The organism is Mesorhizobium neociceri, assembly GCF_013520985.1.
GTDB classification, from domain to species: Bacteria; Pseudomonadota; Alphaproteobacteria; order Rhizobiales; family Rhizobiaceae; genus Mesorhizobium; species Mesorhizobium neociceri.
In genome coordinates, this window is the sequence record NZ_JACDTY010000010.1 from 139716 (window position 1) to 152315 (window position 12600).

Annotated in this window: 10 protein-coding genes; 2 read left to right on the forward strand and 8 right to left on the reverse strand. The window is 62.4% G+C overall.

The genetic code is table 11. The features are described 5' to 3' along the window. Positions 1–71: 71 nt before the first annotated feature. On the forward strand, positions 72–1739 hold the full coding sequence (amrB, locus tag H0241_RS20615; RefSeq protein ID WP_181059591.1) for an AmmeMemoRadiSam system protein B: 1668 nt from the start codon (positions 72–74) through the stop codon (positions 1737–1739). A gap of 84 nt (positions 1740–1823) precedes the next feature. Here the strand turns inward: amrB and H0241_RS20620 are convergent, their stop codons facing one another. Both H0241_RS20620 and H0241_RS20625 read right to left on the reverse strand, forming a co-directional pair. Continuing rightward, positions 1824–3662 carry an MORN repeat-containing protein gene (locus H0241_RS20620; protein ID WP_181059593.1) on the reverse strand — a complete coding sequence of 613 codons (1839 nt, stop codon included), beginning with the start codon at positions 3660–3662 and terminating at the stop codon, positions 1824–1826. A 151-nt stretch (positions 3663–3813) separates the two neighbouring features. After that, positions 3814–4893, reverse strand: a complete 1080-nt coding sequence (locus H0241_RS20625; RefSeq protein WP_181059595.1) for a trypsin-like serine peptidase — start codon at positions 4891–4893, stop codon at positions 3814–3816. Positions 4894–5297: 404 nt separating this feature from the next. Between H0241_RS20625 and H0241_RS20630 the strand changes: the two genes are divergently transcribed. Further along, positions 5298–6389 (forward strand): S1 family serine peptidase, encoded by a 1092-nt coding sequence (locus H0241_RS20630; RefSeq protein ID WP_181059597.1) that lies wholly within the window; start codon positions 5298–5300, stop codon positions 6387–6389. A gap of 171 nt (positions 6390–6560) precedes the next feature. Here the strand turns inward: H0241_RS20630 and mgrA are convergent, their stop codons facing one another. The 6 genes from mgrA to H0241_RS20660 form a co-directional block, all read right to left on the reverse strand. Next, entirely contained in the window at positions 6561–7607 is a 1047-nt protein-coding gene (mgrA, locus tag H0241_RS20635; protein ID WP_181059599.1) for an L-glyceraldehyde 3-phosphate reductase, read from the reverse strand. A gap of 57 nt (positions 7608–7664) precedes the next feature. Then, positions 7665–8807, reverse strand: a complete 1143-nt coding sequence (locus H0241_RS20640) for a Gfo/Idh/MocA family protein (RefSeq protein ID WP_181059601.1) — start codon at positions 8805–8807, stop codon at positions 7665–7667. Between the two features lie 11 nt (positions 8808–8818). After that, a complete protein-coding gene (locus H0241_RS20645) occupies positions 8819–9565 on the reverse strand; it encodes a sugar phosphate isomerase/epimerase family protein (RefSeq protein ID WP_181059603.1) in 747 nt (248 codons plus the stop codon). A gap of 75 nt (positions 9566–9640) precedes the next feature. Next, entirely contained in the window at positions 9641–10735 is a 1095-nt protein-coding gene (locus H0241_RS20650; RefSeq protein WP_235984383.1) for an ABC transporter ATP-binding protein, read from the reverse strand. A 5-nt stretch (positions 10736–10740) separates the two neighbouring features. Further along, the gene (locus tag H0241_RS20655; protein ID WP_181059607.1) at positions 10741–11676 is read right to left on the reverse strand and encodes a carbohydrate ABC transporter permease; all 936 of its coding nucleotides are present in this window, start codon (positions 11674–11676) and stop codon (positions 10741–10743) included. Continuing rightward, complete coding sequence (locus H0241_RS20660) at positions 11669–12562, reverse strand: carbohydrate ABC transporter permease (protein ID WP_181059609.1); 894 nt, start codon at positions 12560–12562, stop codon at positions 11669–11671. The genes H0241_RS20655 and H0241_RS20660 overlap by 8 nt, the downstream gene beginning before the upstream one ends. Positions 12563–12600 lie beyond the last annotated feature (38 nt).

The window sequence follows — 12600 nt, forward strand, 5'->3', positions numbered from 1 at the left end:
AGCTGCTAATCTCCCCCCTTGAGGGGGAGATGTCCGGCAGGACAGAGGGGGGTGCCTGGGCGCAGACCTGCATGCTGCTGCTTCTCCTTATCCTGTTTCCGCTCCATGCCTTCGCATCGCCCATCACCTGCCCACCAGATGACGCGAACTTCCCATCCTTCTACGACGACCCCACACTCTTCACCGACGCCATCTCGGCCGTCGCCAAACTCAACCCCTCCAACCAACGTCTCACCGGCATCACCGTACCGCATCATCTGCTGGTGGCCGACCTTGTCGCGCTCGGGTTCCACGCCGCGTCCGGGTTCCGCTACAAGCGCATCGTCATCCTGTCGCCGGACCATTTTCACAAGACGCAAAAACTCTTCGCCACGACGACGCGCGGTTTCGAGACGGTGCTTGGGCCGATCTTTGCCGACACGGCAGCCGTGCGCCTTCTCCAAGCAAACAGTGACATGGTCGAAGACTCCTGCCTGTTCGCCAAGGAGCATGGCGTGCAGGCGATGCTGCCCTTCCTGCACCATTATTTTCCCGAAGCTGAAATCGTGCCGGTGGCGATGTCGGTCAAAGCGAAGCGCGGCGACTGGGACCGGTTGGCGGAAGCCCTGAAGACGATCGTCGACAAGGATACGCTGATCGTCGAATCCACCGATTTCTCGCACTATCTGCCCCAGCATGAGGCCAGGCGTTTCGACCAGCAGACGCTGAACATGCTCGCCGCCGGCTCGCTCGACGGCATCGCGGCCCTGCAGCAGCCAGCGCATGCCGATTCGGTCGGAGCGCTCTACATCCAGACTAGGCTGCAGCGCGAACTGTTCGGCGCCCAGCCGCTGGTCATCGCCAATGAGAATTCGCAGACGCATTCAAGCGACTATGTCGAACGCACCACCAGCTATGTCGTAGCGCTGTTTGGCGCCTTCGGACCCGGTTTCAACAACCCGGCCCGTCCCGACGACAAGCTCTACTATTTCGCCGGCGACGTGAATTTCGGCCGCGCCATGAAGAAGATCCTGGTCCGTGATGGCATCGCCGAGAAGATCGTCGAGAGCGTGCTTGCCTTGACCCGGTCGCGGCCGTTGATCGTCAATCTCGAAGGCGTCATCCTGCCCAATGTCCCCGAAGCGATCGACGACATGACGCTGGCCATGCCCACCGATCTCGCCATCGGTATGTTGAAGAAATTGCATGTCGCCGCCGTCAGCCTTGCCAACAACCATGCCTATGACCTCGGCCCCTCCGGCTATGCCGAGACGCTGGGCGCGCTCGATGCGGCCGGCATCGCCCATTTCGGCCAGGGCGAGACTGAGGCGCTTGCCGATCTCGACCTCGTCGGGCTGACCGACATCGACACCAATGGTTCCAGAAATACCGACCTGCTGACACCTGCCCTATTGGACCGGCTGCTGCACGACAATGCCGAGCGGCCGGTAATCGCCTTCGTCCATTGGGGCCGCGAGTACAAGACCGAGCCGTCGCCGCGCGAGGAGATGCTGGCCGACCAGATGCGGCTGCGCGGTGTCACCGCCATTGTCGGCGGCCATCCGCATGTGTCGAGCGAGGCGATTCTTCCGCTCGCCGGCGGCGACGTGGCGGAGGTCTATTCGCTCGGCAATTTCCTGTTCGACCAGAAGGCCGAGCGATCGTCCGGCTCAATGCTGGAACTCAGGGTCTTCGGCCAGGGCACGATCTTTGCCAGGCTCATCCCGCTGCCCAACTATTTCGAGATGGGCTCGAAATAGAGCAATTCCAGGAAAAGTGTGAAGCGGTTTTCCCGGGAAAAGCGCGCAGCGCTTTCCCTTGAGGAATTGCGTCAAAGAAAGAGTTCAGCAGCCCTCCAGATCGGCCGGCAGGTAGCAGACCGCCGGCTTGGTCCTGGTTTCGAACAGGGATTGCTTCGGGCGGAAATAGAAGAAGGTAGCCGGCTTGCTCTCGCGTGTGCTGCCGTCGGCGAAATGGGCGGCGATGCTGAAGCGATGGATCGACGACATCGATGACCACATCTTCAGCCGCGCTGTGTAGGCACTGAGGTTCTTGTTGCCGCGTACCGGCATGGGGATGCTGTAATCGGTCTTGCCAATTGGGAATTCGATGTTCTGATAACGCAGCGCCTCGGGCGAGGCACCGCCGCCATCGCCGCATTCGGCGAGCGATTCGGGGACCTCGATGCTGACCAGCGAGACAACGACGCGAAACGGCTCGCTCTGCTGGGTGACAGCGCCCTGGTCGTCGGCCCAGGAATAATCGAGCTTGCCGATCCCGGTCACGCTCATCTTCTCGACGCTGCCGTTGATGTAATCGGCAACGTCGCCGAACTTGACCTTGTTGGCGACCTGGGCGCGGCAGACATCGAGGCTGTCCCGTGACGGGCACGTGAAGCGCTGGGTCTCGAGCGTGGTGGTGTCGACGCCCGCCTCGGCCAGCACGCTCTTGACCGACACATCGACGCCGTCGCCGAAGTTGCCGATATCCTTCGTGAACATGCGGCTCGGCTCGCCGGTCGCGTTGTCCTCCTCGTCGGTCCTGGTGAACTGGATCGACATCTTCATGTCCTTGACGTCGCCCCAGCCATTGTTGACGATCGAGAAGTCGGGGCGGAAGCCGACGCAGCCATAGTGCTCGCTGATCGACAGCATCGGCTTGCGGTAGGCTTCGCTCGAGGCAACCTTCATTTCCAGACTGTCGAGCTTGACCCGCGACTGATCCGTGGTCTTGAGATCGACTTCGGCGAAAGCCGGCGCCTGCTCCCAATCCATGCCGTCATGGACATTGCCGGTACGAACCTGCCCGGTGCCGTTCCAGGCGTCGTTGTATTGGTCCGACACCGGATAGATCGCGATGTCTTCGTCGCGCACCAGATGCTGGTACTGCATGTCGGCCTGCTGCGTCATGCGCTGGTCGACGGCAATGCCGATCTCGACCTTGTCTGCCGCGCCGCCGCCGGTCTGCGCCTGGAGCAGCCCACCCACCCTGGCATCGGCCAGCACATCCGGGCGCGCGCCGCCGATCTCCTTGCCCATCGCCCATTGCGACCGGTAGACGGTGCCGCCCGGCAGCCGGGTGCGGGCCTTGCCGTTCTTCAGCCCGTCGACAAACGAGCCGACGAATATCTCGCCCGTTTTCGTCTCCAGCCGGCCCTGGCCATTTGGCACACCGGCGCTGAATTGCCCTTCATAGCGATTGCCGTCGGCATCGACGTGGATGCCGTGGCCGTCGAGCTGGCCGGCGGCCCAATGGCCGTCGAGCACCTCGCCTGAGCGCAGTTCCAGTCGGCCCTGCCCATCGGGCCGGCCATTCCTGATCTCGCCGAAATAGCTGGAATAGATGGTCTTGCGGTCGTAGCTCGCGGAGCCACGCACGCGCCAGACCAGCCTGCCCTTGCCATTGACGATGCCGTCTGCCGCGACCGTTCGGTCCGGTGACTGGCCGGCGGCCGGCTCCCAGACGAAGTCGAGGCCGAGTTCCGGATGGAAATTCCAGACCCGCACAGTCTTGCGCAGCACCGAGCGCGTCTGGCTCTGATAGAGGATTTGCACCCGCTCGGCCCAGGCGCCGCCCGGCGAGACACCACCTTGATCGGCGACCGCAGGAAAGCATGTCAGCGCGGCCAGCATGGATGCAGCCGCCATCGCCCTGACCCCGAAGATCATTCTTGCCCGCGCCATCGTTCCCAACCCCTTGGTTCGCCTAGCGTAAGCGCCGCCGCAAAACTGTGCAAGGGAGCGATTTCGATACAAAAAACCGGCCGCGGGAAAGTCCCGCCGCCGGTTTGGTATTGCTGGTTTTCGCCGCTGTTTGCCGGCGAAAGATCGGGCCTTATTTGTACAGGCCGTTGATCCACTCGATGTTGGCAGCGTTCAAGCGCACCGCGGTGTTGGCGTTGGGGCTTTCGGCCACGTTCACGCCGGTGACGACGCGCTGCTTGGCGCCATTGTCATAGGCGTAGACCGAGCTGCCGCTCGACCCCGGATAGGTGTCGCAGTCGTACTGGAAATACTCCACGCCGATATTTTCGGCGTGCACTTCGCAGGTCGCCTTCCACATCGTGCCCATCGGCTTGTCGCCGGGATAACCGATGATGTTGGCGGTGAAATCGCCCAGGTTCTCGTAGTTGGCATAACCCAGCCAGCCGAGATTGGTGCCGACATCCTGCTTCAGCGTGACAATGCCGAGGTCCCACGGAATGACCGAGCCGTAGTAGCCCTGATAATTATCGATGAAGCCTTGCAGAATATAGACGCTCTCATAGCTGAAAGCGCCGAACGGAGCATCGTCGGCGGTGTTGCCGTTGAGCGCCGGCACGAAAATGACGTCATCGAGCCAGGCCTTGTCTTCGTTGCTGTAGAGGCAATGCGCGGCGGTGAGCACCGTGCGTGGCCCGATCAAGGTGGCCGAGCAGCTGCCATAGCCGCTCTTGGCTTTGCCTTCGAGATAGCCGATCGCGGTGAACGGGTAGGTCTTGGTGTTCTTGATCTGCTCGCGATCGTCGGCCCCGAACACCTGGCGGCCGGCTTCGTCGCCGCCCGTCAGCCCGGTCTTGTCGGCATTCGGTGCGTTGGCAGGCGCATTCAGTTCCTTGATGACAAGGTCCTTTAGCGTATCGCCGGCATCGATCTTGATGTCCTTGCCATCGGCGGAACGGCCGACGATGCCATAGGATTTTACCGCCGTCGCCTCGTCAGTCAGCGGCGCCGCCCGGCTGGCTTCGTCTTCGGTCAGTTTCGGCGGGGCGATCGGTTTTGCCCGGCCAGGCTGGTAGTCGCCCGTCCCAAGATCGCGCATGCTTTCGCCGTTGCCGGCATTCGCGGAGCCGGGATCGGCGGCGAAGGCGGGCATCGCCCACATTGCAGTGGATAGCAATGCGGACGCAATGATAGTGCTTGTCAGTTTCGTCATGGTGAGACTCTCCCAAAAGTCAGCAAGGACTGGATCAAAATATAGAAATATTGTCGAGATCGTGGTGGCGTTAAAAAATCAGTTTGGTTACCCGCCCGTATAAGATCATCGTTCCGGGCGGCCCCGTTAAAGCCCTCCGCCAAACGCACCCGCGTCGATATACTGCCTAAAATAATCCAACATTGGCAATGACAAATCACTTCCACATAGCCCGTGGGGGGCTATAGGGTTTGGGTGGGCTCTGCCCGACGGGGCACGATTAGCAAAAGTGGTATTTCGGTTTTATGACCGCTCGCGCGCCGTTCGATCTGGCGCAGGGTGCGAGCGGCGTACCGGGTTGGCTTAGGCTGATTTTGCGCTAGGCAGGCATCGCCCGCCAATTGTCGTTCTCAGGAGGTTTCAAGGTGAACATTTTCCATCGGCTCAAGCCGCTTGCCGCAGCATCGCTGTTGGGCATCGCAGCCGCCTTTCCCACCGTCAACGCGCTGCATGCGGCAGACGCCGCCGTCCGGCCGGAAGCGGCGGTCTCGCCAATGCAGCGCGTCGCCGAAGCCAGGGACAAGGCCAAGGCCGAGAACCCCGATGGCGCCGACCGCGTCTATGGCGGCAAGGAAGCCGACAAGGGCGCCTATCCGTTCCAGGTGGCGCTGCTGACCACCGCCCGGCTGGACCCCAGCCCGGCGTCGCAGCCGAACGCGCAATTCTGCGGCGGCAGCCTGATCGCACCGCAATGGGTGCTGACGGCGGCGCACTGCCTCAACGACAAGGGCCAGCCGATTTCGCCCGACACGGTGACTGTACTGACCGGCGCCACTGACCTCACCGAAGGCAAGCGCTACAAGGTGGTCGAGGTCATCGTCAACGAGGGCTACAGCGAACAGACGCTGGACAACGATCTCGGCCTGCTCCGGCTGGCGGAGCCCGCCGATGCGCCGGTCATCAAGATCACGAATGAGCCGACGCCCGACAGTGGCAAGACCACGGTCATCGGCTGGGGCAAGATGCAGGACGGCACCTTCCCGACCGCGCTGATGGTCGCCGATCTCGATCTCGAGCCGAGCGCTGCCTGCAACAGCGGCATCAAGTCGATCTACGCGCATGACCTCAAGGCGGCGCTCAGCGATCTCTCGCGCCGCATGCGCTATTCGGAAAAGGGTATCGATGCCGCCGCCAATGCGATTGCCGCCGACATGTCGGATCCGCTGACCGGCAATATGATCTGCGCCGGCACCGACAGCGGCGAACGCGACGCCTGCAACGGCGACAGCGGCGGACCGCTGTTCATGACCGGCGCCGACGGCCCGGTCCAGGTCGGCGTCGTCAGCTGGGGCGAAGGCCCGTCAGACGGCACTGCGGCCTGCGGCCACAAGAACGCCTATGGCATCTACACGCGGCTGGCCAACTACACCGGCTGGATCGAGGCCAAGATGAAGACCCCGGCCCCGGCAGCCGCGGCGGCGCCCAAGGCTGGTCTCGGCACGGCCAAGAAGCCGTGAAGCCAGGGCGGTTCATCGTTTCATGAAAACGCAAAACGGCGGGATGCTCCCGCCGTTTTGATTCGTATAATTTGCCGGCTGAGGTTAGAGCGTTGACGCAATTCCTCAGGGAAAGCGCTGCGCGCTTTTCCCGGGAAAACCGCTTCGCACTTTCCTGGAATTGCTTTTAGCTCACTTCCGCGGCGGTCCCTTGCGTTCCGCCGAAGCCGCCCACAGATTGATGTCGGACTCGCGCGCGTAAGTGTCGATCTCGGCGAGCTCGGCATCGCTGAATTCGAGCACCTTGAGCGCACCGACGCAGTCCTCGACCTGTTCGGGCCGGCTGGCGCCGATCAGCGCCGAAGTCACCCGGCCCTTGCGCAGCACCCAGGCCAGCGCCATCTGCGCCAGCGTCTGGCCACGCTTGCCGGCGATCTTATTCAGCGCCTGGATGTTGGCAATGGTCTTGTCGTTGATGAAGGCGGGCCGCAGCGACTTGCCCTGGGAAGCGCGGCTGCCCTCGGGAATGCCGCCGAGATATTTGTCGGTCAGCATGCCTTGCGCCAGCGGCGAGAACACGATCGAGCCGACGCCGAGCCCTTCCAGCGTGTCGAGCAGCCCGTCCTCTTCGACCCATCGGTTGAGCATCGAATAGCTCGGTTGATGGATGATGCAGGGCGTGCCGAGCTGCTTCAATATGTCGGCCGCCTCGCGCGTGCGCTGCGAATTGTAGGACGAGATGCCGGCATAGAGCGCCTTGCCCGAACGCACCGCATGGTCGAGCGCGCCCATCGTTTCTTCCAGCGGCGTATCCGGATCGAAGCGGTGCGAATAGAAGATGTCGACATAGTCGAGCCCCATCCGCTTCAGGCTCTGGTCGAGGCTGGCCAGCACATATTTGCGGCTGCCCCATTCGCCGTAAGGGCCGGCCCACATCTCGTAACCGGCCTTGGTCGAAATGATCAGCTCATCGCGATAGCCGGCGAAATCGGTGCGCAATATGTCGCCGAAGGCGATCTCGGCCGAGCCGGGCGGCGGGCCGTAATTGTTGGCGAGATCGAAATGGGTGATACCGAGATCGAAAGCCTTGCGCGCAATCGCCTGCTTGGTCTTGTGCGGCGTGTCGTTGCCGAAATTGTGCCACAGGCCGAGCGAGATCGCCGGCAGTTTCAGGCCGGATCGCCCGCACCTGTTGTAGAGCATTTTCTCATAGCGGTTTTCAGCCGGCTGCCAGCGCATGGGTACATATCCTGGATTGAATGGGTGTCGGCGCGAACGCACCGACACCCTTCTACCTCATTTCTTCTTCGCCAACAGCCCTTTTGCGTCCTTGACGCCGAGTGCGGCCGGCCGCTCGCATGTGGTCTGCATGGCGACGAACTTGCCGGTTTCGCCCGACCGCAACAGCCCGGTCATGACGTCGACGGCATGCAGCGCCAGCTCCATCGAGCAGCGGTGCGGCCGTCCCTCGGCAATCGCCAGCGCCATGTCGGCAAGGCCGGCAGTGCGGTAGTTGGCCATCATGCCCTGGCCGTGCATTTCGTTCGGCACGCCGAACGGATGCTTCCATTTCGGCAGCTTCTTCACCGGTTTGGCCGCCTCGGTGAAGCGCACGTCGCCACCGAAGAAATTCGGATCAGGCACATACACCGTGCCCGTCTCGCCATAGAGTTCCATCGGCGCATGGCCGTGGCTCCAGACGTCCCAGCTTGTATTGAGCGTGATGACGGCGCCATTCTCGAATTCGAGCAGGCCATGGATGGTCGTCGGCGTGGCGACCGGGATTTTCTCGCCCGCACGCGGTTTGGACGAGATCGTGCGTTCCTTGGCGGGCGTCGTCGCGAAGGCCGCCACCTGCTTCACCGGTCCGATCAACTGAATCAGGTTGGTGATGTAGTAAGGCCCGATGTCGAGCACCGGCCCGGCGCCCGGCTGGAAGAAAAAGTCCGGATTGGGATGCCAGTGTTCCATGCCGTGGCCCATCACGTGACACGTGCCGCTGGTGATCTTGCCGAGTGCACCGGTGTCTATAAGCGCGCGCACCAGCTGATGCGCGCCGCCGAGGAAAGTGTCCGGAGCCGAGCCGATGCGCAGACCCTTCTTCTCGGCACGGCTCTTGAGGTCGAGCCCTTCCTTGACCGACAGCACGAACGGCTTTTCCGAATAGACGTGCTTGCCGGCGTCGAGGATCTGCTTCGACACCTCGTAGTGCACCGCTGGGATTGTGAGGTTGACGATGATGTCGATCTCGTCGTCCCTGAGCAGTTCGTCGACAGTCTCGGCGCGCAGCTTGAACTCTTTCGCCCGTGCCTTGGCTGCATCCATGTTGATGTCGGCGCAGGCGCGCATCTCGATGCCGCGAAACAGCGGCGCCAGCGAGAAATACGCTTTCGAGATGTTGCCGCAGCCGATGACGCCGATACCCAGTTTCTTTGCCATGATGATTGTTCCTAGTAAGCCTTGACGGATGCCAGCGAGCGGCTGGCGAAGCGCTCGATGTCGTTGGGATTGTCCTGTTCCATGACGTAATACTTGGCCGCGCTCTTGGCGCGCAGCGTCTTGATCAGGCCGGCCCAGTCGATGGTGCCGTGGCCGACATCGGCCCAGCCGTCCTCGTCGAGGCCTTCGCCCGATTTGGCCATATCCTTGACGTGGACGGCGCTGATGCGCTTGCCGTGCTTTTCGATCCACGGCAGCGGATCGACGCCGCCGCGGATCACCCAGGCGACATCCATCTCCCAGCCGATATCGGGCGCGGCCGACAGAATATGGTCCTGCGGCACCGAGCCGTCGGCGAGCTTCTTGAACTCGAAATCATGGTTGTGCCAGGCAAAGCCGTAGCCGGCTTTTTTGGCCGTCTCGCCGACCTTGGCCAGGCGCTCGCCGAAGCCGCGCCAGCCGGCGGCGTCGGACGGCCTGGAATCGGGCATGAGAAAGGGACAAATGACGAGCGTGATGCCGAGCGCGTCGGCCGTTTTGCGCACGCCGTCGAAATCCTTCTCCAGCGCATCGATCGAGAAATGCCCGGTCGGCATTGCAAGCCCGTTCTTGTCGAGTTCGGCGCGGAACGCCTTGGGGTCGTCATAGACGCCGCCGAAGCCTTCGACTTCCTTGTAACCGAGCTTGCCCAGCATTTTGAGCACGCCGTCCCAGGGCAGGAAATTGCGGGCGCTGTAAAGTTGGAATGACCAGTTCATCGTCTTTGTCCGTTTCTTGGGTGGTGGGTCTTGGGGGATGTGGTTGGGGGGATGTGGCTGGATGATTCTCGAAAATTACAGGCGATTGCCGGTGGCGGCGTCGAACAGCGAGGCGCGCGCCGGATCGAAACCGAACTGGACCGGGTCGCCGCTGCGCAGCGTCCTTTCGGCCTCGACGCGGAACGACAGGTTGCGGCCGCCGAGCTTGGTCCACACCAGCGTGTCCGAACCCATCGGCTCGACGATCTCGACCGAACCGCTGGCGGAAAACGGCATCGACTTTGCCGCTTCACCGAAGGCGATGTGCTCGGGCCGGATGCCGAGCACACAAGCGCCGGTCGGACGCTCCGTGCCGTCGAAGGCATAGCGCTCAAGCGGTACCGAAACACCGTCGGTCTTGAACGTCGAACCGGCCTCCAACTGCCCCTCAAGGAAATTCATCGCCGGCGAGCCGAGGAAGCCGGCGACAAACCGGTTGACCGGACGGTTGTAGATGGTCTGCGGCGCGTCGAGCTGCTGGATGACGCCGCCGCGCATGACGGCGATGCGGTCGGCCAGCGTCATCGCCTCGATCTGGTCGTGGGTGACATAGATCATCGTGTTCTGCAGCTTGCGATGCAGAAGCTTGATTTCGACGCGCAGTTCCGAGCGCAGCTTGGCGTCGAGATTGGACAGTGGCTCGTCGAACAGGAAGACATCGACGTCGCGCACCAGCGCCCGCCCGATAGCCACGCGCTGGCGCTGGCCGCCCGACAAGGCCGCCGGTTTGCGCTGCAGCAGCGGCTCGATCTGCAGGATCTCGGCCGCGCGCGCGATGCGCTTGGCGATCTCGTCCTTGGGCACGCCGGCGACGCGCAGACCGAAGGACAGGTTCTTCTCCACCGTCATCTGCGGATAGAGCGCGTAGGACTGGAACACCATGCCGATGCCGCGGTCCTTCGGCTCCTCCCAGGTGACGTTTTTGCCCTTGATGAAGATGCGGCCTTCGGAAATGTCGAGCAGCCCGGCAATGCAGTTGAGCAAGGTCGACTTGCCGCAGCCTGAGGGACCGAGCAGCACGATGAACTCGCCCTCGGCGACGTCGAGGTTGAGCGTCTGCAGCACCGATACAGCGCCGAAATTCAGCGATAGGTCCTGGATCGAAACGCTGGTGCCGTTGGCTGCCGCCATACCCATCACCCTTTCACCGCGCCGGCGGCGATGCCGCGCACGAAAAGCTTGCCGGAAATGAAGTAGACGATGAGTGGCACGAGGCCGGTCAGGATGGTGGCGGCCATGTTGACGTTGTACTCCTTCACGCCTTGCACCGAGTTGACGATGTTGTTGAGCTGCACCGTCATCGGATAGGTGTCAGGGCGGGTGTAGACGACGCCGAACAGGAAGTCGTTCCAGATGCCGGTCACCTGCAGGATGATGGCGACGACGAAGATCGGCAGCGACATCGGCGCCATGATGCGCAGGAAGATGCCCCAGAAGCCGGCGCCGTCGACGCGCGCCGCGCGGAACAACTCTTCCGGCATCGAAGCGAAATAATTGCGGAACAAAAGCGTCAGGATCGGCATGCCGAAGATCGAATGCACGATCACCAGCCCGCTGAGGCTGCCATAGAGGCCGATCTCGCGCAGGATGATGACGATCGGATAGATCATCACCTGATAGGGGATAAAGGCGCCGACGATCAGGATGACGAAGAACGTGTCGGCGCCCTTGAAGCGCCAGTTGGCGAGCGCGTAGCCGTTGACCGAGGCAATCGCGATCGACAGCAGCACCGACGGCACGGTGATGCGCACCGAATTCCAGAAGCCGCGCGACAGCCCGTCGCAGTTGAGGCCGGTGCAGGCTGTCGCCCACGCCTTGACCCACGGTTCGAAAGTGATTTCGAGCGGCGGCGAGAAGATGTTGCCGAGCCGTATCTCAGGCATGCCCTTGAGCGAGGTGACGACCATCACATAGAGCGGCAGCAGATAGTAGACAGCCACCACGAACAGCGTGCCATAAAGGAAGATGTTGCGGCGCGAGAAGACATGCCGCGGCTTTGGTCCGCGCGGCCCCAGGGCTTCGCGCTCGGCGGCACCCGCGCCGGCGGGCAAGGGGACGGCCGGGTCAGCCACGCTTCTTGCCTCCGAACTCGAGATAGGCCCACGGCACGATGACGATCACCACCGAGAGCAGCATCATGGTCGAGGCGGCAAAGCCCTGGCCGAGATTCTGGGCGAAGAACATGTAGTCGTAGACATATTTTGCCGGCACTTCGGAGGCGATGCCGGGGCCGCCGCTGGTCTGGGCGACGACGAGGTCGTAGACCTTGACGATTCCGGAAGCGATGATGACCAGCGTGGTGATGAAGACCGGCCGCATCATCGGGATGACGATGAACAGATAGGTCTTCCACATCGGAATCCCGTCCACCCGCGCCGCCTTCCATATGTCTTCGTCGATGCCGCGCAGGCCGGCCAGCATCAGGCACATGATCAGCCCTGTGCCTTGCCACAGCGCCGCAATCGAAATGCCGTAGATGACGATGCTGGAGTTATAGAGCGGGTCGAAGCTGAAGCTCGTCCAGCCGAGGTCCCGCACCACATGCTGGATGCCGAAATCCGGATTGAGCAGCCACTGCCAGACAAGGCCGGTGACGATGAAGGACAGCGCGAACGGATAGAGGAAGATGGTGCGGAACGTGTCCTCAAAGCGGATCTTCTGGTCGAGAAGTGCCGCAAGCAGGAAGCCGATGACCAGCGAGAACACCAGCGAGATGGCGCCATAGATCAACAGGTTCTCGATCGAGACCAGCCAGCGCGGCGTCGCCCACAGCCGGTAATACTGATCGAGGCCGACGAAATTCAGCCGCGGCAAGAGCTTCGAATTGGTGAAGGAATAGAGCACCGTCCACAACGTCCCGCCAACGAAGACCACCGACGCGGTGAGGATCATCGGGATCGAGGCGACCTTCGCATTGAGGTTGCGGAACAGCGGGTTGGGGCGTTCGCTCTTGCTCATCTCGTCAGCCGGCTGGGTAAGGGCGGTGCGATCCCGGC

Coding starts and splice junctions, on each gene's coding strand:
- H0241_RS20625 (WP_181059595.1), bottom strand. CDS start 4,893: ATGACGAAACTGACAAGCACTATCATTGCGTCCGCATTGCTATCCACT.
- H0241_RS20620 (WP_181059593.1), bottom strand. CDS start 3,662: ATGGCGCGGGCAAGAATGATCTTCGGGGTCAGGGCGATGGCGGCTGCA.
- H0241_RS20650 (WP_235984383.1), bottom strand. CDS start 10,735: ATGGCGGCAGCCAACGGCACCAGCGTTTCGATCCAGGACCTATCGCTG.
- H0241_RS20640 (WP_181059601.1), bottom strand. CDS start 8,807: ATGGCAAAGAAACTGGGTATCGGCGTCATCGGCTGCGGCAACATCTCG.
- mgrA (WP_181059599.1), bottom strand. CDS start 7,607: ATGCGCTGGCAGCCGGCTGAAAACCGCTATGAGAAAATGCTCTACAAC.
- H0241_RS20660 (WP_181059609.1), bottom strand. CDS start 12,562: ATGAGCAAGAGCGAACGCCCCAACCCGCTGTTCCGCAACCTCAATGCG.
- amrB (WP_181059591.1), top strand. CDS start 72: ATGCTGCTGCTTCTCCTTATCCTGTTTCCGCTCCATGCCTTCGCATCG.
- H0241_RS20645 (WP_181059603.1), bottom strand. CDS start 9,565: ATGAACTGGTCATTCCAACTTTACAGCGCCCGCAATTTCCTGCCCTGG.